This window comes from Seohaeicola saemankumensis (assembly GCF_021021435.1).
Taxonomy (GTDB): Bacteria; Pseudomonadota; Alphaproteobacteria; order Rhodobacterales; family Rhodobacteraceae; genus Seohaeicola.
Genome location: NZ_JAINWI010000020.1, coordinates 31,401 through 51,714 on the forward strand (window position 1 = coordinate 31,401; position 20,314 = coordinate 51,714).

Genomic DNA, 20,314 nt, shown 5'->3' on the forward strand with positions numbered 1-20,314 from the left:
CCCTGGTTCGCCGCAACCTAAGGGGCTGCGGGCAGGCGGTGCAAGCCCCTTGCCAAGGCGATATGTGTCAAGGCATTTTCAACCGCCGCACCGCCCACCAGCTTGCCGCCGCCATTACGCCGGCCGTGCCAAGACACAAGGGAACGCCCCCGATCTGGTAGGACAGGCCGGATAGCAGCGTGCCCAACAACCGCCCTGCCGCGTTGGACATGTAGTAGAAACCCACATCCATTGTCACGCGCTCGGCACTGGTAAAAGCAAGGATCAGATAGGAATGCACCGCCGAGTTGATCGCGAAGACAAAACCGAAGGCCAGCAGCCCCGCCACAAGGGTCAGCGTTAGCCAGTCGGCAGGCGTGCCCGCCAGCCAGGCGAGCCCCGCCAGCACCAACGGAATCGGCACCAGCAGTCCCGCCCATCTGATCGCCTGCGCCACGATCTGCTCTTCCGGTTTGGTCGCGGCCCGCAACAGGCTTGGCGCATTGGCCTGCACGGCCCCGTAAGCGATGATCCACAGCGCCATAAAACCGCCGATCAGGAAGAACGCGGCCCTTGCGCCCTCGGGGGTGCCATCGGACAGGACGGACTGGAAATAGATCGGGATTCCCACCACAAACCACACATCGCGCGCCCCGAACAGGAACATCCTTGCCAGTGAAAGCCGGTTGATCCGCCTGTCTTTGGACCAGACCTGCGAGAATTTAGCGTCCTTGCGCCCTGCGGGCAGACCTGCGGGCATGAACAAGGCAACCGCGATCAGGATCGTCAGCAGCACAGCCGCAATCGCCCAGACCGCCGGAACAAAGCCCACCCATCCCAGCAAGGCCGCCCCCAGAAAAAAGCCGCCCCCCTTGACCGCGTTTTTCGATCCGGTCAGCAGCGCCACCCAGCGGAACAACCCGCCATCCTCTTTGGGGGCCAAGACCTTGACCGCCGATTTCGACGCCATCTTGGACAGATCCTTGGCCACACCCGATGCCCCTTGCACCGCCATGACAAAAGCAACCGAGGCAGCAACACTCCAGCTTGGATCAAGCTGGGCCAGCGCCGCCAGCGCCGCGATCTGGATGGCCAGACCCGCATAAAGCGTCACCGTCAGACCGAAACGCGCAGCAATCCAGCCTGCCGACAGGCTGGTGACGATGCCTGCCACCTCGTAGAGCAGAAACAGCCATGCCAGTTGCACAGGGCTGAAACCGAGGCTGTTGAAATGCAGCAGCACCAGCATCCTGAGCGCCCCGTCCGACAGCATGAAAGCCCAATAGGCCGCCGTCACCGTTACATAGGCGCGCAAACCGTCGGGAGCGGCTTTTTCGGTCACGCTCACATCGCCTCTGCGACCATGCGGGCGATATCGGCCATACGGCAGGTATAGCCCCATTCATTGTCATACCAAGCGTAGATTTTGACCTGCGTGCCATTGATTACCATCGTGGATGGCGCATCAATAATCGCCGAGCGCGGATCGCCGCGATAATCGCAGGACACCAGCGGGCGCGCTTCATAGCCCAGAATGCCCTTCAGCTTATCCTCGGACGCGGCTTTGAACAGCGCGTTCACCTCCTCGGCGGTCGTGGCGCGCTCGACCTCGAAAACGCAATCGGTGATCGAGGCATTCAGCAGCGGCACGCGCACTGCATGTCCGTTCAAACGGCCCTTGAGTTCCGGATAGATCAGTGTGATCGCCGTGGCGCTGCCAGTTGTCGTCGGGATCAGGTTCATCAGCGCGGACCTTGCGCGACGCATATCCTTGGCGGGACGATCCACAATCGTCTGCGTATTGGTGACATCATGGATTGTCGTGATTGATCCGTGCCTTATGCCCAGTGTCTCATGCAGAACCTTGACCACAGGGGCCAGACAGTTCGTCGTGCAACTGGCTGCCGTTACCAGATCATGCTGCGCCGGATCGAAAAGGTGGTGATTGACCCCGTAGACCAGATTGAGCGCCCCGCCATCCTTGACGGGCGAGGATACGATCACCTTTTTGACCCCCGCCGCATAATAGGGCGCGACCTTATCGGCGGTCTTGAACACGCCGGTGCAATCCAGCACCAGATCCACGCCCATTGCGGCCAGCGGCAGATCCTCGATCCGCTTATGCGCGGTGACCTGCATACGCTGCCCGTTCAGGGTCAAGCTGTCGGCGTCATAGGCGATTTCGCCTTGCCAGCGACCTTGTACGCTGTCGAATTCCATCAGCAGCGCATGCTGTTCCGCCGTGCCGGACGGATCGTTGAGCAGGACAATCTGCCCCTGCGCGGGATTGTCCGCCAGCGCACGCAACAGCAATTTACCGATCCGGCCAAATCCGTTCAGGGCAATACGGGTCATGTGGTCTCACCTGTGATCTGGGCCGCGCGGCCGATTTCGTCGATACTTTTCTGCAAGGCAATCCGGTCCAGCGCATCCATCGGCAGGGCGACAAATGCCCCGATCCTGCGGCGCAGCGCGTCGAAGGCCACGGCGAAAGCCAGCGCCTGTTCCGCCTCGCTGCCGGTTTCCTTGACAGGATCGGGGATACCCCAATGCGCACTAAGTGGATGGCCGGGCCATGGCGGGCATTCTTCCGAGGCAGCACGGTCGCAGACGGTAAAAACGAAATCCATCTGCGGTGCATCCGCGCCCTCGAATTCCGACAGATCCTTGGATCGCAGATCCGATGTCTCGAAACCGGCACGTGACAGCAGGTCGATGGCGCGCGGATGCGGCGTGCCGCGCGGGGTGGTGCCAGCCGAAAAGGCGCGGAACCGTCCTTGCCCCATATCGTTCAGCAAAGCCTCGGCAAAGATCGAGCGGGCTGAATTGCTGGTGCAGATGAACAGCACATTGAACATTCTTGTCTCCTGTCCTTGGGAGGAAGCCATCAGGTGAGCCGGCAACTGGGCGCAGATATCCGGCCGCCCGCGGCAGCAATCCTCGACAAGAAATGTAACAAGCTGACCCGCGCGCGCCAGATCGACCGAATAGAAAAGCGAGCGCCCCTGCCTGTCGCTGCGGATCAATCCCGCACGTTCCAGATCGGACAGATAATGCGACAGCGTGTTCTGCTTAAGGTGCAGGACCTCGGCAATCTCGGTCGGGCGCACGCCTTGCGGCGCATGGCGCATCAGCAAGCGGAAAACCGACAAACGTCCGGCATGGCCGAGCACGGAAAAGGCAGTGATGGCAAGATTTGTATCCATATTTCCTAAATACCGGAAATATGGATACAATCAAGACGATTCGTAACCCCTTAATAGGGCATGGGATGCGCGCGGTGCAGGCTGTCGATCCTGTCTGCCAGACCGTCGGGCATGACCAGTCCCGCGCCCGCCAGAATCTGATCAAGCTGCGAATGTGTGCTGGCACCGAAGATCACCGATGTCATGAAAGGCCGCGAGGCGCACCAGGCCAGCGCCATATGCACAGGGTCCAGATCGAATTCTGCCGCCAGATCCAGATAGGCCTGCACAGCAACAAAGGCGCGTTCGGTGATCCGCCCGCCCAAATCGGAGGTAAGACTGCGGCGCGAACCATCGGGGATGGTGTCACCTTGATACTTGCCCGTCAGCAATCCGGCCGCCAGAGGCGAGAATGCCAGCAGCCCCACATCCTCGTTAGCCGTGACCTCGGCCAGATCGGTATCGAACATCCGGCACATCAGCGAATATTCGTTCTGGATCGAGGCCACGCGCGGCCAGCCCTTTTCCTCGGCGATCCGCGCCCATTGGGTTGTGCCCCAAGCGCTTTCATTGGAAAGACCGAAATGGCGGATATTGCCCTTGTCGACCTCGCGTTGGAGCGCCTCCAATGCATCTTCCATGTGGGCGATGGTGTCTGCACGGTGCTGCGACGACGGATCATAGCCCCAGTTACGCCGGAACATGTAGGAGCCGCGATTGGGCCAGTGGAACTGGTAAAGGTCGATCACATCGGTCTTGAGCCGCTTGAGCGAGCCTTCGATCGCGGCCGGAATCGTGGCCGAACTGATCGGCGCGCCTTCCCGCGCATGGGCCATCCCCGCGCCGCTATGCTTGGTGGCAAGAATATAGTCGTCGCGCCGCGACGGGTTCGCCGCTTGCCAGTGGCCGATCACCTCTTCGGTGAGGCCGATGGTGTCCTTGGCAATGGGGTTCACGGGATACATTTCCGCCGTGTCGATGAAATTGATCCCGTGATCCAGCGCGGTCTCGATCTGGCGATGGGCGTCCGTCTGCGGCGTCTGGGTGCCCCATGTCATTGTACCAAGGCACAATTCGCTGACCATCAGGCCGGTGCGGCCAAGCGGGTTCATTTTCATTTCTGTGTCTCCTGCGCGGGTTTGTCGCGGCGGACCCTAGCGCTTTTTCCGGCAGGGTCACCCCTGAAACGGGCTTTGGAACAAATAGAGAACATGCTAAAATGCGAGCATGACGATTCCCGTGAGCCCCGCCCTGCTGACCCGCGCCCCGCATCGCAACCGCCCCGCTTTGCTGCTGGAGGATGATATCCGCCTGACGCTGGCCCGCTTGCACGAAGGATGCGGCCCCGCAAGGCGCAGCTTTGCCATCTGGCTGGCCGGTCATGTGCAGCGCAAAAGCCATGGTCCGGTGATCTGGATCGCGCCGCGCTACCTGCCCGACCGACCCAATCCCGACGGGATGGTGGGGCTGGCGCGCCCCGAGGGGTTCATCCACCTGACCCCGCAACGCCCCGAGGATCTGCTATGGTGCATGGAAGAGGCGCTCCGCAGCGGGGCCGCCCCGCTGGTGGTGGCCGACCTGCCCGCGCCGCCTGCCCTGACACCGGTGCGGCGGCTGCATCTGGCTGCCGAAACCGGCGCGTCCGAGGGCACATGCGCGCCTCTTGGCCTGATCCTGACACCGGACGGGGGCGGCGCGCCCGGCGTGGAAACCCGCTGGCATATGACCCCCGCCCATAGCGCGACGCAGCAAGGCTGGACCCTGCGCCGGCTGCGCGCCCGTCAGGACCCGCCGAAGGACTGGCATCTGACGGGGCCAGACCAGGCCGCAACCGGCACCATCCGGATACAACCGGCAAGATAAGTACTTGAAGCAAGATGAAACAGCGGCGCGCGTAAGACGCTGCCAAAGCTACAAAAACCGCCATGCCCCCTTGCCATCCCCTGCCGGATGGGCAGGACTGTCCCTATGCGCATGATGATCTCTTTCGCGGCCCTCTTTCTGTCGGTCATCCTGCTCCAGCTCTCGACCGGGGGTGTGGGGCCGCTGGATGCGCTGTCGGGGCTGACACTGGACTTCTCCAATGCCCAGATCGGCCTGCTGGGTTCGGCGCATTTCTTCGGGTTTTTCATCGGCTGCTGGTGGGCCCCGCGCCTGATGGGCACCATCGGCCATTCGCGCGCCTTTGCGGCGTTCACGGCGGCGGGCGCCATCGGCCTTCTGGCGCATATGCTGGTGATCGACGCCTATGCCTGGGCTTTGATGCGCGTCGCCTCGGGCCTGTGCGTGGCGGGATGCTATACGGTCATCGAGGCATGGTTGCAGGCCAAGCTGACCAACGAGACACGGGGCCGCGCGATGGGCAGCTACCGTGTGGTGGATATGGGCGCCTCATTGGTCGCGCAGATGCTGATCTCGGTGTTGGAGCCTGCCTCTTACGTGTCCTACAACCTGCTGGCGCTGCTGTGCTGCGCCGCGCTGCTGCCGATCACGCTGACGCGCACAGCCGAACCCGAAACACCGGGCGCGCTGCGGCTGCGCCCGATGCTGGCGGTGACACGCTCGCCGCTGGCGGCGGCCGGGGTCGTTGTCGCGGCGCTGTCCAGCGCCTCATTCCGCATGGTCGGGCCAGTTTACGGGCAAGGCGTGGGGCTGGCGGTCGACCAGATCGCATGGTTTCTGGCGGCTTTCGTCGCAGGCGGGGCGCTTGCACAATATCCCGTTGGCTGGCTGGCCGACAAATACGACCGCCGCTGGGTGCTGATCTGGCTCTCCATCGCGTCAATCGCCAGTTCCGCGCTCACAGCCCTTACCGGCGATCTGGGCACGGCGGGCGTGCTGCTGACGGCAACCCTGTTCGGAGCCACGACATTCCCGATCTATTCGGTGGCCGCCGCCCATGCCCATGATTTCGCGGAATCCTCGGAACGGGTCGAACTTTCGGCGGCCCTGATGTTTTTTTTCGCACTCGGCGCCATTGCAGCCCCCTTGCTGGCCTCGACATTGATCGAGGTTTACGGCCCCTCGGCGATGTTCGTGATGATCGGCGTTGGTCACGGCGCGCTGGTGATCTTCGGCCTGATCCGGATGCGGATGCGCCCGCGGGCAACGCGCCGCACACGCTATGTCTGGGCGCCACGCACCTCTTTCCTGATCGGACGCCTGACGGGACGCACCCGCGAGGATGACGACGCGTGACAGCGCCGCTGGAACACCGCCGCCCCTTGCGCTAAGGAAGGCGCAAACCGGACAAGGGCAAGACGACATGGCACGGCACCTGATCACATCCGCGATCCCCTATATCAACGGGATCAAGCATCTGGGCAACCTTGTGGGCAGCCAGTTGCCCGCCGATCTTTATGCACGCTACCAGCGCGGGCGCGGCAATGAGGTGCTGTTTCTCTGCGCGACAGACGAGCACGGCACCCCCGCCGAACTGGCTGCTGCCAAGGCGGGCAAGCCCGTGGCCGAATACTGCGCCGAGATGCACGCCGTGCAGGCCACCATCGCGCGCGGCTTCCGCCTGAGCTTTGACCATTTCGGCCGCTCCTCCAGCCCGCAGAACCATGCCCTGACCCAGCATTTCGCAGGGCGGCTGGCCGATGCCGGACTGATCCGCGAAGTCAGTGAAACACAGGTCTATTCCCCCACTGATGGCCGCTTCCTGCCCGACCGCTACATCGAGGGCACCTGCCCCAATTGCGGCTTTGAATCCGCGCGTGGCGATCAATGCGACAATTGCACCAAGCAGCTTGACCCGGTCGACTTGATCAACCCGCGCTCGACCATTTCGGGTGCGACCGATCTGGAGCAGCGCGAGACCAAACACCTTTACCTGTGCCAAAGCCAGATGCGCCAGCAATTGCAGGACTGGATCGACAGCAAAGCGGATTGGCCGATCCTGACGACCTCCATCGCCAAGAAATGGCTCAACGATGGTGACGGGTTGCAAGACCGTGGCATTACCCGCGATCTGGACTGGGGCATTCCCGTGAAACGCGGCGATCAGGACTGGCCGGGGATGGAGGGCAAGGTCTTCTATGTCTGGTTCGACGCGCCTATCGAATATATCGCCTGCGGCGCCGAATGGGCCGAGGCGCAGGGGCAGGACGCGCAGTCATGGGAACGCTGGTGGCGCACGGATAAAGGCGCGGACAACGTGACCTATACCCAGTTCATGGGCAAGGATAACGTGCCGTTCCACACCCTGTCCTTCCCCGCCACGATCCTTGGCTCGGGCGAGCCGTGGAAGCTGGTCGATTACATCAAATCGTTCAACTACCTTAATTATGACGGTGGCCAGTTCAGCACCTCGCGTGGGCGCGGCGTCTTCATGGATCAGGCGTTGGAGATCCTGCCGGCTGATTACTGGCGCTGGTGGTTGTTGTCACATGCACCGGAATCCTCGGATGCCGAATTCACTTGGGAGAATTTTCAAACCTCCGTGAACAAGGATCTGGCCGACGTTCTGGGCAATTTCGTCAGCCGCATCACCAAGTTCTGCCGTTCGAAATTCGGCGAGGTGGTGCCCGAAGGCGGCGAGATTGGTGCGCAGGAGACCGCCCTGATCGACGCGCTGACCACACGCCTGCACGCCTATCAGACCTTCATGGACGACATGGAAGTGCGTAAATCGGCGCAGGAATTGCGCGCGATCTGGGTGCTGGGCAATGAATATCTGCAATCTGCGGCACCTTGGGTCACCATAAAGGAAGACCCTGAGCGCGCCGCGATGCAGACACGCCTCGGCCTGAACCTGATCCGGCTTTATGCGGTCCTGTCCACCCCCTTTATCCCCGATGCCAGCGCAGCCATGCTGGCCGGTTTGCAAACGGATGACGCGGACTGGCCCGAAGGCGATCTTGGCGCGTGGCTGTCGGCCCTGCCCGCAGGCCATGCTTTCACCGTGCCCGACGTGCTGTTTACCAAGATCACTGACGAGCAGCGAGAGGATTGGCAAACCCGCTTCGCAGGCATCCGAACCTAGCAAAACAAGGAGGGCGCACCCGACCAACACGCCCCCCTTTTCTTCTTGCCAAAAAATATCTGCAGGGGTCCGGGGCGTGCGCGCCCCGGTCTGCCCTCACGTCTTGAACACGCGGTAAATGGCAGGGATCACCAGCACGGTCAGCAGTGTCGATGTGAACAGACCAAACAGCAGTGACAACGCCAGCCCCTGAAAGATCGGATCGGCCAGAATGACCGTGGCCCCGAACATCGCGGCCAAAGCCGTCAGCAGGATTGGCTTGAACCGGATCGCGCCCGCCTCCAGCAGGATATCCACCTGGGATTTGCCTGCAGGGTCGGTATGGCGGATGAAATCCACCAATAGGATCGAGTTGCGCACGATGATTCCCGCCAGTGCGATGAATCCGATCATCGACGTGGCCGAGAATGGCGCCCCCCAGAGCCAATGGCCGAACATGATGCCCAAAAAGGTCAGCGGCACAGGCGTCAGCACCACAAGCGGCACGCGGAACGAACCGAACTGCGCCACCACAAGCACATAGATACCCAGAAGCGCCACACCAAAGGCCGCGCCCATGTCGCGGAAGGTCACCCATGTCACCTCCCATTCGCCATCCCACAGGATCGTCGGGCGGCTGTCGTCGATGGGTTGGCCGTTCAGCAGGACAAGAGGTTTCTCGCCCTCGGCCCAGTCCATCGCCTCCAGCGCCTTGCCTACTTCGACAATGCCATACAAAGGTGCCTCGAAGCGGCCTGCAAGCTCGGCCATCACCATCTCGGCGGGGCGACCGTTGCGGCGGAAGACGGGATAGGACATCACCTCTTCCTCGATCCGCAGCACATCGCCCAGTTCCACCACACCGCGCGCGCCGGGCAGGACATTGGCGGGGATCGGTGTGGACAGGAACCGCTCGTCCATGACACGGTCCGACAGATCGCGGGCCACAGTGATCTGGATCGGGCGGCGGCCCTCCTCGCGATGCGAATAGCCCACAGCGGTTTCGCCGTTCAGGATACCGATCGTGTCGAAGACATCGCTTTCCTGCACTTGAAAAAACTCCAGATCATCGGGCGAGATCACCGCTCGCAAGCGGCGCGGCGGATTGCCGAAACTGTCATCCACATCAACGATGAAATCGACGCTTTCGAAGGCTGTCCGCAGCTTGCGCGCGGTTTCGCGGCGGGCTTCGGGTGTGGGGCCGTAAACCTCGGCCAGCAGGGTCGCCATCACAGGCGGGCCGGGCGGAGGTTCGACCGTCTTGAGGCTTGCGCCTTCGGGAAGGTCCAGCGCCTTGAGCCTCTCGCGCAGCTCCAACGCGATTTCGTGGCTGGATCGTGCGCCGTGGCCGACCTCGGACAGGTTGATCTGAACATCCCCCATCTGCGGCTCGGCCCGCAGGAAATAGTGCCGCACCAGCCCGTTGAAGTTGAAAGGTGCGGCTGTACCGGCATAGGTCTGCACGCTCAGCACTTCAGGCATCTGCATCGCGATGCGCGCCACAGATTGCGCTACGCCGTCGGTTATCTCGACGGCCGTGCCTTCGGGCATGTCGATGACAACGGCCAGCTCCTGCTTGTTGTCAAAGGGTAGCAGTTTCACCGTCACATGCTGCGTATAGAGCAAGCCAAGCGAGCCGAATGACAGGGCCGCCGTGACCAGCAGAAAGGTCAGGCTGCGCGCCTTGGTCGCCAGAACGGGGCGTGCCACACGGGAAAATGTGCGGCCCAGAAAGCCACCATCGCCCGCATCATGGCCATGCATCGGCGCATTGCCCGCGATCTTGACCATCAGCCAAGGGGTTACCATCACCGCGATAAAGAACGATATGATCATCGCCGCCGAAGCCACAGCCGGAATCGGGCTCATATAAGGCCCCATCAAACCCGAGACAAAAAGCATCGGCAGCAGGGCCGCAACCACTGTCAGGGTGGCGACAATGGTAGGGTTGCCCACCTCGGCCACCGCATCAACAGCGCGGGTCACGCGGTCGCGCCCGTCCTTCATGCCCCAGTGGCGGGCGATATTCTCGATCACTACGATAGCATCATCAACAAGAATACCGATGGAAAAGATCAACGCAAATAGCGAGACGCGGTTCAGTGTATAGCCCATGATCCACGCGCCAAAGAGCGTCAGCAGGATCGTCACCGGAATGACCACCGCGACCACGATGCTTTCGCGCCAGCCAATCGCCACCAGCGTCAGCACAATGATCGATAGCGTCGCCAAAAACAGCTTCAGCAGCAGCGTATCGGCCTTTTTTTGTGCCGTTTCGCCATAGTTCCGCGTGATCTCGACCGCTACGCTATCCGGGATCAATGTTTCTTGAAGCGCGGCGGTGCGGCCAAGAATATCCTCGGCCACCACAACTGCGTTCGCACCTGCGCGCTTGGCAAAGGCGAGCGTCACAGCGGGGCTGCGTGTCACGCCACCAACCGCATCGCGTGTCACATGCGCGACGATCCTGTCGGACATGTCCGGCACAAACTCGATCGTGGCGACATCGCCCACATAGACAGGCCGCGCGTCGCGTGTGGTCAGCAAAAGGCCCGCAATCTCGGACGGGGCGGTCAGGCTTTGCCCTGCAACAAGGCCGATCTGCTGGCCCGCATCGCGCAGATTGCCCGCGTCCATCGTGCGGTTGGCCGATTGCACCTTGCCTGCAAGCTGTTGCAGCGTGATGCCATACATCGCCATACGCTCGGGATCGGGGGCGATACGGATCGCCTCGGACGCCTCGCCCACGATATAGCTCAGGCCCACATCCTCGACGCGGGAGAGATCGGCACGCAATTCGCGGGCCAGCCGCGTGAGATCGTTGGCACTGGCTTCCGCGCCGTCTTTTGCGGTCAGGGTCAGGGTGACGATAGCGACATCGTCGATCCCGCGCCCGATGATCAGGGGTTCCGGAACTCCTATCGGAATCCGGTCCATATTGGCTCGCACTTTTTCATGCACCCGCAAAATGGCCGCATCGGACGAGGTGCCCACGACGAAGCGTGCCGTGACCATCGCGCCGTCATCCATCGTCTGCGAATAGACATGCTCGACACCATTGATCGCCTTGACGATGGTTTCCATCGGTTCCGACACCAGACGCACCGCATCCTCGGCCTTCAACCCCGGAGCCTGCAACAGGATATTCACCATCGGAACCGAGATTTGCGGCTCTTCTTCGCGCGGGACAACCATCAGCGCGATGATCCCCATCGCCAATGCCGCCAGCATGATCAGAGGGGTCAGGGGCGAGCGTATAAACCCGCGTGTCAGGTTCCCCGCAAGACCCAGCGATTGTGGTTTGTCGCTCATTTCAGCACCAGCGTTTCGCCGTCCCGCAGGCCCGACAGGACCTCGCGCAGGACAATTCCCCCGTCCACGTGGCGCTGGCCCAGCATGACCGCGCGTTCACCTTGGTTGGGGCCTTCTACGGTGACAAAATCAAGTCCCGAACGGGTAGTCACGGCGGTCTCGGGCACCAAAAGCGCCGTACGCAAGCCGACGGCCAAACGCACCAGCACGCGGGCATCGACAAACGCCTCGTCCAGCCCCTCGACCGCGACATCGGCCATCACGCGGCCATTGGAAATCTGGGGATAGATCCGCGCCAGACGGCCCTTGGCCCCCTCGCCCGCGCCGTTAATTTCAATCTCGTCGCCTTCGGACAGGCTGTCTGCATGGCGTTCGGGAATCGCCAGCCGCAAAAAGAAGCCGCCACCGCCTAGTGTCGCCACCGCTTCGCCCGGCAAGACAACAGCGCCCGCAGCCGCAGGCACTGTCAGCACAAGGCCCGAGATCGGAGCCAGCACATCGCCCTCGTTCGCTTGCTGTTCAACAACAGAGCGTTCCGCGCGGGTGGCCTCGATCTGGCCGCGTAGCACGTCAACCTGTGTCCGCAGCGCATCCAGCCTTTGCACCGTAGTCACGCCGCGCTGCAAAAGGGCTTCACCACGTTGCAGTTCGCTTTGCGCGTTCTCAATCTGCGATTGCAGTGATTGCAACTGCGCGTCGACCGAGCGCAGGCGCAGGTCCAGCTTTTCGTCCACGACACGGGCCAGCACCTGCCCCGCCTCGACACGGTCGCCCTCGACCACCGTGACCGAAACCAGAGTGCCCCCCAGCCGCGCCCTTGCCGGCAGACGTGTCTGTGCCTCGATCTGGCCATAGACCGCTTTCCAATCCGTGACCTGCTGTGCTGTCACTGTCAGGGATTCGGCGTGAGCCGCCGACGATAAGGCCAAAAGACCAATCAGAGCAAGAACTTGCGCTTTCATTTGCGCCTCCATGAAGACAGGATGACCCGCATCTGGATCATTTTCATATTCAATATAATGAATATTACAATCCGGCACAATGCCGTGGGCTGGAAAATCGTAACCGGTATTCGATTACCTGTATGCAGTCCCGTGTAGCCCAGGCCAAAGCGCAGTGCCCTGATACAGATCAAGACAGCCGCTCGGACTATTTACGGCAGTTATCCGCGTGATAGGGGTGCCGCGCCGGTCATGCTGACTGACCCATGCGGGACAGAATTGACTTCAACACAGCTTCGATATCATCGCGCAGGATGGGCTTGGGCAGATGCATATCAAAGCCCGAAGACAGATAGGCATCGACATCGTCACGCAAGACATTGGCGGTGGTGGCAATCGCCATCGGGATCGGGATCGGGATCGGGATCGGGCCATGACCGCGTCTGTCGCCTTCGCGCAAGGTGGAAAGCGTTTCGATACCGTCCATGCCTGGCATCGAAATATCAATCAGATAGGCATCAAAACGCTGCAATCCGGCCAGACGCACGGCTTCATGCCCGTCCTCGGCCATGACAGGGCGCACGCCGTAGCTTTCCAGCATGGCCTGCAGAACCATCCGGTTGATCGGGTCGTCATCGGCGCACAGGATGGCAAGCGACCCGCAGCGCCCCAGCCAGGCGGCCTGTTCGGGCGCCAAAACCTGCCTATCTTCCGCGAAAAGGGAAACCGGCGCGTCGGGCAGTGGCAGGTTGACCGAAACTGTCGTGCCACGCCCTGGCTGGCTATCAACACGGATCTGCCCCCCCATTGTATCGACCAGCATCTTGACGATGCTCATGCCCAGTCCGGTGCCACCAAAACGCCGCGCGGTATCGGCGCTGGCCTGCTGGAACGGAATAAAGAACGAGGCAAGCTGTTCCTGCGTCATACCTATTCCGGTATCGGCCACCTGTATGCTCATCGAGCCATCAGGCTGACGCACCAACCTGACCCCGATTTCGCCTTCTCGGGTGAATTTCAGCGCATTGCTCAGGATATTGTGCAGGATCTGGTTCAGCCGCATCGGATCGCCCATCACAAGCGGCATCGGATCAGGCGCGACATACAGGGTCAGCGCCACATTCTTGCTGGCTGCTAGCCTGCGGTAATGGGCAGCGGCACTTTCAAGCAGGGATTTCAGGTCCAAGGGCAGGTTTTCCAACCGCACCTGCCCCGCCTCGACCTTCGAGAAATCAAGCACTTCGTTCACAATAGACATCAAGAGGTTGCCAGAATTCTCCAGTTCTTGCAGCAAGGCAGTAGCCTCGGGCTTGTCCACATGGGGTTTCAACAGCTCGGTCACGCCCAGAATACCGTTCAACGGCGTGCGAATTTCATGATTCATCTGAGCAAAGAACTGCGCCCGCTGGCGGCCCATACTTTCGGCCTTCAGCCGCGCATCCTTGAGCTGGATATTCAGGATCGCCTCGCGCTGCACGATCAGCGCAAAACCCCAATAGGCTGACGAGACGCCAAGCACAAAGGCGATTGCCGCCGTCGTTGTCAGCAGTGGCACATTGCCCGTCACCTCGAACACCAGCGCCAGGCGCCCCAGATAGGTCAGGCTGATAAACGCAAAAGGCAGGCTAAGCAGGAACGCCCCCCAACGGTCTGTCTGGCGAGTCAGCCGCACAAGATCGACAGCCGCCACAAGCCCGAAAACGCCGTTCACCACAGAAGACGTGACCATCAGCAGGATTACATCCTGATAGACCACAGCAAGCACGCCCTGCGCCAGGCTTGTCAGCGCCGGAACCACAATCACCCACAGCCAGTGCAGCCGCGCAAAGGATGCATGCCGAAAGGCGGCATAGGCAAAGACGATGCCGAAATGCGCACCTGCAATGATCAGCACCGCATTCAGGGCAAAAGGCAGAAGATCAAGGGTCATCACCCCCAGCACTGCAACCATCAGCGCGACGGTACTGGCCGCATACCAGTGAACCGCCCCCCGAAAGCGCCCGCTGGCCGTCCGCAACAGATAGCCCACCAGCACCAGCGAGATCATTGTCAGCACGGCGGACATGCTGACGAGAAGGCTGATATCTATTTGTGTAGCCATAAACCCTTAGAAACCCTTTCGCACAGTCGCGGACGACAATGATCAGAACTGACTGCACGATGTGGCAGACAACTGTGTACATATTGGTCCGCAATTGAAGCAGAAAAAAGATATCCAGCAATTGACGGTTATACGACCGCTCGTTTCAGCTTGCCATTGATCGGCGGCGGTTCGCCCACAGCCGTCACCCGCCAGTCACGCCCGACAGCGCGTGACAAAGGCTGGAAAATGGAAGCGTGATCCAAAAAGGTTTACGACTAAAGCCCAGATGCAGAATGGTGCCCGCGGCCGGATTCGAACCGGCACGGCCTTGCGGCCTGAAGATTTTAAGTCTCCTGTGTCTACCGTTCCACCACGCGGGCACGCGGGTCGGGGTCGCGCGACAATAGCCACGCAACCGGCAGTGTAAAGTGATCTTGCAGGCCATGTATCACGTTGCAAAGCCGCCCTTGCGCCGGCGACCTCTTTTGGCAATGCAGGAACGGTTTGCTTTCGGCGCGGCGCTGCCCCACGTGCTTGACGCGCGCAACAAAACCCTAAATCGTGCCGGCATGTTCCCGATCCGCGATCATAACCCGTCCGAGAAGACACCTTATGTCACCTATGTGCTGATCGCGGTGAATGTGCTGGTCTTTGTCAGCTACTGGCCGCTGTTCGCCGATCCGCGCGCGTTGAACGCGTTTTTCGGCAGCTATGCAATGATCCCGGCAAGCGTGACGGGTGGTGCGGACTGGAGCACACTGCTTACCTCGATGTTCCTGCATGGCGGGTTGATGCATCTGGGCGGAAATATGCTGTTTCTCTATATCTTCGGCGATAACCTTGAGGAAGAACTGGGCCACCTGCGCTTTTTGGGCTTCTACCTGCTGACAGGGTTGCTGGCGGGGACGGCGCATGTGATCTCGGCCCCCTATTCCTCGGTGCCGACAGTTGGCGCATCGGGGGCAATTGCGGGGGTGATGGGGGGATATCTGCTGATGTTCCCCAAGGCTCGGATTGATGTGCTGTTCATTTTCATCATCTTTTTCAAGGTCTTCCCCGTGCCTGCATGGGTAATGCTGGGCCTGTGGTTCGGTTTGCAACTGTTCAACGGCGTGGGCGTTGATCCGCAATCGGGCGGTGTCGCCTATTGGGCGCATGCGGGCGGTTTCATCGCGGGGCTGCTGCTGATGCTGCCGCTCTGGCTGAAACTAGGCGGTCCCGCCTACTGGCAGCGCAACAAAGGGCATCCGCCACATCCAGAAGCAGAATACACCATGGTGCGTAGCGTGATCCCGAAAGCGGGGCAGCGCAGGAACGGCGATCCGAAACCGCGCATCACCGATATCCCGCGCAGCGGACGCAGGCGGTAGATATGGACAACGGAATACCCCACCGGCTGACCTGCCATTGCGGCGCGGTTGAGCTGTCGGTGCGCCTGACAGACGGGTTCGCAACGGCGCGGCGCTGCGATTGTTCTTTCTGCCGCAGACGCGGAGCCATCGCTGTTTCCGCGCCGCTCGACGGGATCACGATTCTGCGCGGAGCGGATAATCTGGCGCTATATCAATGGGGCACAGGGACCGCGAAACACTGGTTCTGCAAGACCTGCGGGATTTACACGCATCACCAGCGCCGGTCTAACCCGCATCAATACGGCGTCAATGTCGCCTGTATCGAAGGAATCAATCCACGCGATCTTGGGGCGGTGCCTTGGGTGGACGGGATCAACCATCCCGCGGATCAGAAGACCGGCTGAGCAGGCGCCCTCAAGCCATTTTCATGATGATGCAGGTCGTCGTGCCGGTCGCGTAAAGCTTGCCATCGTCTATGCCCCTGATCTCGCCCTCGGCCACGCCGGTCGAGCGGCCTGAATGCTGCACCCGTCCCGTGGCGCGCACCTGCATCCCGATCGGAATCGAACGCAGGATGCTGATCTTGTATTCCAGCGTCGTGTAGACCGAGCCTTTCGGCACGCGGGTCATCACCGCGCAGGCCATGCAACTGTCCAGAACGGTGCCATACCAGCCGCCATGCACAGTGCCCATCGGGTTGGTATGCGCGAACAGCGGTGCGCCGACAAAGACCACTTCGCCATCTGCGACGGATTCGGGCCAGTAATTCAGAGTGATGCCGATAGGCGGTCCTGCCAGTTTCCCCGCCAGCATGTCCTGCATGAATTCCAGACCCGACCGTGACAGCATCTCGTCGGACGAGGCCAGTTCTTCGGGTTTGGTGGCAATGAAGCGCTTATTCATATCTGTCCCCCTGTTACCGCGCCAGAGTGGCGCGGGCAGGCGGCACAGGCAAGTCCGTATTACGCAACGTTCTCCAGTTGCACGCGAGGAGTCACGCCCAGCGCATGGCAGACATCGCGCGTCAGTTCCGGACGGTTGAGCGTGTAGAAATGCAGGTTCTCGACGCCACCCTCGATCAGGTCGCTGCAAAGTTCGGTACAAAGGGCTGTCGCCAGCAGGTCTTGACGCCCATCACGGATCGCCTTGTCGAAAGCTTCGTCCAGCCAAGCGGGCACCGTTGTGCCGCAGCGCAGGGCAAATTTGCGCGCACCGACCCAGTTTTCAATCGGCAGGATGCCGGGAATGATCGGCGCAGTGATCCCCGCCTTGGCACAGGCATCGCGGAAGCGGAAGAATGTGTCGGCCTCGAAGAAAAATTGTGTCAGTGCCTCGGTCGCGCCAGCATCCAGCTTGCGCTTGAGGAAATCGACATCGGCCGCCGTATCGCGCGCATCGGGATGCTTTTCAGGATAGGCGCCCACTCGAATGGTGAATTTTCCTGTCGCGGCCAGCGCTTCGATCAGTTCCACACTGGATGCGTATCCATCGGGATGCGGGCGGAACCCGTCGCTGCCTTTGGGGGCATCGCCACGCAGCGCCACAATATCTTTTACACCGGCAGCGGCAAAGCTGTCGGCGATTTCAAGCGTTTCGGCTTTGCTGGCATTCACACAAGTCAGGTGGGCTGCCACGTTCAGACCGCTCGACTTGTGCAGGGTGGCCACCGCATCGCGGGTCAGGTCGCGGGTTGTACCGCCCGCGCCATAAGTTACCGAGACAAAGCGCGGAGCCAGAGGCACCAGAACCTGCACCGTATCCCACAGGCGAAACGACGCCTCGAGGTTCTGCGGCGGGAAGAATTCAAACGAGACGGCGGGCGTTTTCATGTCACGATTCCTGTTCTGTGTTGTCCTCTTGTCGCAAACCAAACTATGTGAGACAACTTCATAATACTCAAGGTCATCATGAGGACGACCACATAATGCATATCGAGTTTCGCCATCTCCGCACGATCAAGGCCATCCATGAGGCGGGCGGCCTGGGCCGTGCCGCAGATGTTCTGAACATCACCCAGTCCGCTTTGAGCCATCAAATCAAAGGGTTGGAGGATCAGGCAGGAGTCGAGCTGTTCCTGCGCCGGTCCAAACCGCTGAAACTTTCAGCAGCAGGCATGCGCCTGCTGCGCGCCGCCGAGCGCATCCTGCCGGAAGTGGCCGCACTGGAGGAAGAATTCAGCGGACTGCGCGAGGGCAAGGCAGGTCGACTGCACATCGCCATCGAATGCCACGCCTGTTTCGAATGGCTGTTTCCGGTGCTCGAAACCTTCCGCAAGACATGGGGCGACGTGGATGTGGATATCCGCCCGGGTCTCGCCTTCGACGCCCTGCCCGCCCTGATGAAGGAAGAGGTCGATTTGGTCGTATCATCCGACCCCGAAGACTTGCCCGGCATCTCGTTCGAGCCACTGTTCGACTATGCGCCTGTTTTCGTAGCCTCCAGCCAGCACCCGCTGGCGCAGAAAGACTGGATCGCCGCCGAGGATTTTCGTGGTCAGACCCTGATCACCTATCCGGTGGAACGGTCGCGTCTGGATATCTTCAGCCAGCTTCTGACCCCCGCGAAGGTCGAGCCCGCACAGATTCGACAGGCCGAATTGACCGCCGTGATCCTTCTGCTGGTCGCCTCGAACCGTGGCGTCGCCGTGTTGCCCGACTGGGTGGTGCGCGAGGTAAAATATTCCTCGGATTATGTGACCCGCCCTTTGACCGAAAAAGGTCTGAGCCGCAGGCTTTACGCCGCTGTGCGGACCGAAGATCTGGACAAGCCCTATATGTCCGGCCTGATCGCGCTGGCAGGACAGGAAGCACGGCGCTTACAGGCGGCCTAGAGCCGCGCATGATAAACAAAAAGGGGCCAGCGCGTCGCGCCAGCCCCGTCATGCTTGCCGCAGAACGGTTTATGCAGCCAGTTTTGCCGTCATCTCGACCAGGCGTTTGGCCTGATGCGCGACAGCAGCCCGGCCCTTGTCGTCCAGCGCGCCGGGTGCGGTCGAGAACCCGTAAGGGTTGCCGCCAGCGTCGGCAATCGATTGGTCGGTGAAGCCCGGTGCCACAATTACGCTGCCCCAGTGCATCGCTGTCGTGTAAAGACCCAGCAAGGTGCTTTCCTGCCCGGCATGCGCGTTTTGTGCGCTTGTCGCCGCCGTGAAGGTCTTGTTGGCCAGCTTTCCCGCGAACCACAGACCGCCCAGCGTGTCGATGAAGGCCCGCATCTGGCTGGCCACCGTGCCAAAGCGTGTGGGCGAGATGAAGAAATAGCCGTTGGCCCATTCCATATCATCCGCGGACGCCTCGGGGATCTCCTGCGCTTTGTCAAACTGCGCTTTCCATGCCTCTTGCGAGGCAACAACTTCGGCGGGCGCTGTTTCGGGGATACGGCGCAAACGCACTTCGGCACCTGCGGCGCGGGCGGCTTCGGCGGCGGCTTCGGCAACCTGATGGTTGGTGCCATAGGTGGAATAGAAGACAATCGCGATACGTGCTTGTGTCATGGGTCTCTCCTGAGGATATGGGGCGCTTGGCGCTGGTTTCGCTCTGGAGTGCATATAGGCTTTGCCTGTGGCGCTGTCCTGTGCAGGGCAACGCAGCACCTGTGCGGAATTTCGCAGATCGGTCTGATCGGCGTTCTGCCCTTGGCAAGCGGCAGCCTTGCGCGTATACGCGCGCCCTGACAAACAGGAGCCAGACCATGCAAGGCAGCGCAAATCTCAACATCATGATCAAGGCTGCCCGCAAGGCCGGCAGATCGCTTGTCAAGGATTTCCGCGAGGTCGAGAACCTGCAGGTGTCGATGAAAGGTGCCGGCGATTTCGTCAGCCGCGCAGATCTGGCAGCCGAGAAAATCCTCAAGGAAGAACTGCTTGGCGCGCGTCCGACCTATGGCTGGCTGGCCGAGGAAGAAGGCGGCATCGCAGGGCAGGACCCGACACGCCGCTGGATTGTCGATCCGCTGGACGGCACAACCAATTTCCTGCACGGGTTGCCGCATTGGGCCATTTCCATCGCGCTGGAACATAAAGGGCAGATCGTGTCCGCTGTCGTCTTCGACGCCGCCAAAGACGAGATGTTTTATGCCGAAAAAGGTCAGGGCGCGTGGATGAACGATTCCAAGCGTCTGCGTGTGTCGGGTCGCACCAAGATGATCGAGGCGATTTTTGCCACAGGTATCCCCTTTGCAGGCAAGCGCACCCTCCCCGCCACCCTTCAGGATCTGGCGCGCTTGATGCCAGAATGCGCAGGCGTGCGGCGCTGGGGTTCGGCGGCGCTGGATCTGGCCTATGTGGCGGCCGGCCGCTATGACGGGTTCTGGGAGCGCGAGTTGCAGATCTGGGATCTGGCCGCAGGCATGCTGATCGCGACCGAGGCAGGCGCCATGGTCGGACCGATCCGTGACGGGCATGATCCGCTGCAACATGGTGATATCTTGGCCGCCAATGGTGCGCTTTTCGACCATTTTGCAGGCATCATCCGCGCGCGCAGCTAGGCCGCTATTCC

At 61.2% G+C, this 20,314-nt stretch carries 17 protein-coding genes and 1 tRNA gene; 7 read left to right on the forward strand and 11 right to left on the reverse strand.

Annotated elements, in window-relative coordinates:
- Positions 1-67: 67 nt before the first annotated feature.
- The 4 genes from arsJ to K7H22_RS17620 are packed head-to-tail and all read right to left on the reverse strand — an operon-like array spanning position 68 to position 4,282.
- The gene (gene arsJ, locus K7H22_RS17605; RefSeq protein WP_330165863.1) at positions 68-1,321 is read right to left on the reverse strand and encodes an organoarsenical effux MFS transporter ArsJ; all 1,254 of its coding nucleotides are present in this window, start codon (positions 1,319-1,321) and stop codon (positions 68-70) included.
- A 2-nt stretch (positions 1,322-1,323) separates the two neighbouring features.
- Positions 1,324-2,334 (reverse strand): ArsJ-associated glyceraldehyde-3-phosphate dehydrogenase, encoded by a 1,011-nt coding sequence (locus tag K7H22_RS17610; protein WP_230802158.1) that lies wholly within the window; start codon positions 2,332-2,334, stop codon positions 1,324-1,326.
- Complete coding sequence (locus tag K7H22_RS17615) at positions 2,331-3,185, reverse strand: helix-turn-helix domain-containing protein (RefSeq protein ID WP_230802159.1); 855 nt, start codon at positions 3,183-3,185, stop codon at positions 2,331-2,333. The genes K7H22_RS17610 and K7H22_RS17615 overlap by 4 nt, the downstream gene beginning before the upstream one ends.
- 50 nt (positions 3,186-3,235) lie before the next feature.
- Positions 3,236-4,282: an aldo/keto reductase gene (locus K7H22_RS17620; protein WP_230802160.1), complete on the reverse strand. Its 1,047-nt coding sequence runs from the start codon at positions 4,280-4,282 to the stop codon at positions 3,236-3,238.
- Between the two features lie 109 nt (positions 4,283-4,391).
- Here K7H22_RS17620 and K7H22_RS17625 point away from each other — a divergent pair, with 109 nt between their 5' ends.
- The 3 genes from K7H22_RS17625 to metG all read left to right on the forward strand — a co-directional run bounded on the left by K7H22_RS17625 (position 4,392) and on the right by metG (position 8,151).
- Positions 4,392-5,027: an ImuA family protein gene (locus K7H22_RS17625; protein ID WP_230802161.1), complete on the forward strand. Its 636-nt coding sequence runs from the start codon at positions 4,392-4,394 to the stop codon at positions 5,025-5,027.
- Between the two features lie 105 nt (positions 5,028-5,132).
- Positions 5,133-6,362 (forward strand): MFS transporter, encoded by a 1,230-nt coding sequence (locus K7H22_RS17630; RefSeq protein ID WP_230802162.1) that lies wholly within the window; start codon positions 5,133-5,135, stop codon positions 6,360-6,362.
- Positions 6,363-6,429: 67 nt separating this feature from the next.
- Positions 6,430-8,151: a methionine--tRNA ligase gene (gene metG, locus K7H22_RS17635; RefSeq protein ID WP_230802163.1), complete on the forward strand. Its 1,722-nt coding sequence runs from the start codon at positions 6,430-6,432 to the stop codon at positions 8,149-8,151.
- 96 nt (positions 8,152-8,247) lie between these two features.
- Here metG and K7H22_RS17640 read toward each other — a convergent pair whose 3' ends face one another.
- The 4 genes from K7H22_RS17640 to K7H22_RS17655 all read right to left on the reverse strand — a co-directional run bounded on the left by K7H22_RS17640 (position 8,248) and on the right by K7H22_RS17655 (position 14,846).
- Complete coding sequence (locus K7H22_RS17640; RefSeq protein ID WP_230802164.1) at positions 8,248-11,442, reverse strand: efflux RND transporter permease subunit; 3,195 nt, start codon at positions 11,440-11,442, stop codon at positions 8,248-8,250.
- A complete protein-coding gene (locus K7H22_RS17645; RefSeq protein WP_230802165.1) occupies positions 11,439-12,404 on the reverse strand; it encodes an efflux RND transporter periplasmic adaptor subunit in 966 nt (321 codons plus the stop codon). Before K7H22_RS17645 ends, K7H22_RS17640 begins: the two co-directional genes overlap by 4 nt.
- 229 nt (positions 12,405-12,633) lie before the next feature.
- Positions 12,634-14,484, reverse strand: a complete 1,851-nt coding sequence (locus tag K7H22_RS17650; protein WP_230802166.1) for an ATP-binding protein — start codon at positions 14,482-14,484, stop codon at positions 12,634-12,636.
- Between the two features lie 276 nt (positions 14,485-14,760).
- Positions 14,761-14,846 (reverse strand) — tRNA-Leu (locus K7H22_RS17655).
- A 189-nt stretch (positions 14,847-15,035) separates the two neighbouring features.
- Here K7H22_RS17655 and K7H22_RS17660 point away from each other — a divergent pair.
- Together K7H22_RS17660 and K7H22_RS17665 are read left to right on the forward strand one after the other, a co-directional pair.
- The gene (locus K7H22_RS17660) at positions 15,036-15,836 is read left to right on the forward strand and encodes a rhomboid family intramembrane serine protease (protein WP_230802197.1); all 801 of its coding nucleotides are present in this window, start codon (positions 15,036-15,038) and stop codon (positions 15,834-15,836) included.
- A 2-nt stretch (positions 15,837-15,838) separates the two neighbouring features.
- A complete protein-coding gene (locus K7H22_RS17665) occupies positions 15,839-16,222 on the forward strand; it encodes a GFA family protein (protein WP_230802167.1) in 384 nt (127 codons plus the stop codon).
- Positions 16,223-16,232: 10 nt separating this feature from the next.
- Here the strand turns inward: K7H22_RS17665 and K7H22_RS17670 are convergent, their stop codons facing one another.
- A complete protein-coding gene (locus tag K7H22_RS17670) occupies positions 16,233-16,721 on the reverse strand; it encodes a PaaI family thioesterase (protein WP_230802168.1) in 489 nt (162 codons plus the stop codon).
- 59 nt (positions 16,722-16,780) lie between these two features.
- On the reverse strand, positions 16,781-17,647 hold the full coding sequence (metF, locus tag K7H22_RS17675) for a methylenetetrahydrofolate reductase [NAD(P)H] (RefSeq protein ID WP_230802169.1): 867 nt from the start codon (positions 17,645-17,647) through the stop codon (positions 16,781-16,783).
- Between the two features lie 95 nt (positions 17,648-17,742).
- Between metF and K7H22_RS17680 the strand changes: the two genes are divergently transcribed.
- A complete protein-coding gene (locus K7H22_RS17680) occupies positions 17,743-18,648 on the forward strand; it encodes a LysR family transcriptional regulator (RefSeq protein ID WP_230802170.1) in 906 nt (301 codons plus the stop codon).
- A gap of 69 nt (positions 18,649-18,717) precedes the next feature.
- On the opposite strand, the gene wrbA is transcribed toward K7H22_RS17680, so the two are convergent.
- On the reverse strand, positions 18,718-19,311 hold the full coding sequence (wrbA, locus tag K7H22_RS17685; protein ID WP_230802171.1) for an NAD(P)H:quinone oxidoreductase: 594 nt from the start codon (positions 19,309-19,311) through the stop codon (positions 18,718-18,720).
- Positions 19,312-19,508: 197 nt separating this feature from the next.
- Here wrbA and K7H22_RS17690 point away from each other — a divergent pair, with 197 nt between their 5' ends.
- Entirely contained in the window at positions 19,509-20,303 is a 795-nt protein-coding gene (locus tag K7H22_RS17690) for an inositol monophosphatase family protein (RefSeq protein WP_230802172.1), read from the forward strand.
- The last annotated feature ends 11 nt before the right edge of the window (positions 20,304-20,314 follow it).

Bases quoted from the DNA above. Each gene is read 5' to 3' on its own strand.
- K7H22_RS17630 (WP_230802162.1), top strand. From the start codon at position 5,133: ATGCGCATGATGATCTCTTTCGCGGCCCTCTTTCTGTCGGTCATCCTG.
- K7H22_RS17670 (WP_230802168.1), bottom strand. From the start codon at position 16,721: ATGAATAAGCGCTTCATTGCCACCAAACCCGAAGAACTGGCCTCGTCC.
- K7H22_RS17615 (WP_230802159.1), bottom strand. From the start codon at position 3,185: ATGGATACAAATCTTGCCATCACTGCCTTTTCCGTGCTCGGCCATGCC.
- K7H22_RS17610 (WP_230802158.1), bottom strand. From the start codon at position 2,334: ATGACCCGTATTGCCCTGAACGGATTTGGCCGGATCGGTAAATTGCTG.
- K7H22_RS17625 (WP_230802161.1), top strand. From the start codon at position 4,392: ATGACGATTCCCGTGAGCCCCGCCCTGCTGACCCGCGCCCCGCATCGC.
- K7H22_RS17645 (WP_230802165.1), bottom strand. From the start codon at position 12,404: ATGAAAGCGCAAGTTCTTGCTCTGATTGGTCTTTTGGCCTTATCGTCG.
- K7H22_RS17690 (WP_230802172.1), top strand. From the start codon at position 19,509: ATGCAAGGCAGCGCAAATCTCAACATCATGATCAAGGCTGCCCGCAAG.
- wrbA (WP_230802171.1), bottom strand. From the start codon at position 19,311: ATGACACAAGCACGTATCGCGATTGTCTTCTATTCCACCTATGGCACC.
- K7H22_RS17680 (WP_230802170.1), top strand. From the start codon at position 17,743: ATGCATATCGAGTTTCGCCATCTCCGCACGATCAAGGCCATCCATGAG.
- metG (WP_230802163.1), top strand. From the start codon at position 6,430: ATGGCACGGCACCTGATCACATCCGCGATCCCCTATATCAACGGGATC.
- K7H22_RS17665 (WP_230802167.1), top strand. From the start codon at position 15,839: ATGGACAACGGAATACCCCACCGGCTGACCTGCCATTGCGGCGCGGTT.
- metF (WP_230802169.1), bottom strand. From the start codon at position 17,647: ATGAAAACGCCCGCCGTCTCGTTTGAATTCTTCCCGCCGCAGAACCTC.
- K7H22_RS17640 (WP_230802164.1), bottom strand. From the start codon at position 11,442: ATGAGCGACAAACCACAATCGCTGGGTCTTGCGGGGAACCTGACACGC.
- K7H22_RS17650 (WP_230802166.1), bottom strand. From the start codon at position 14,484: ATGGCTACACAAATAGATATCAGCCTTCTCGTCAGCATGTCCGCCGTG.
- K7H22_RS17660 (WP_230802197.1), top strand. From the start codon at position 15,036: ATGTTCCCGATCCGCGATCATAACCCGTCCGAGAAGACACCTTATGTC.
- K7H22_RS17620 (WP_230802160.1), bottom strand. From the start codon at position 4,282: ATGAAAATGAACCCGCTTGGCCGCACCGGCCTGATGGTCAGCGAATTG.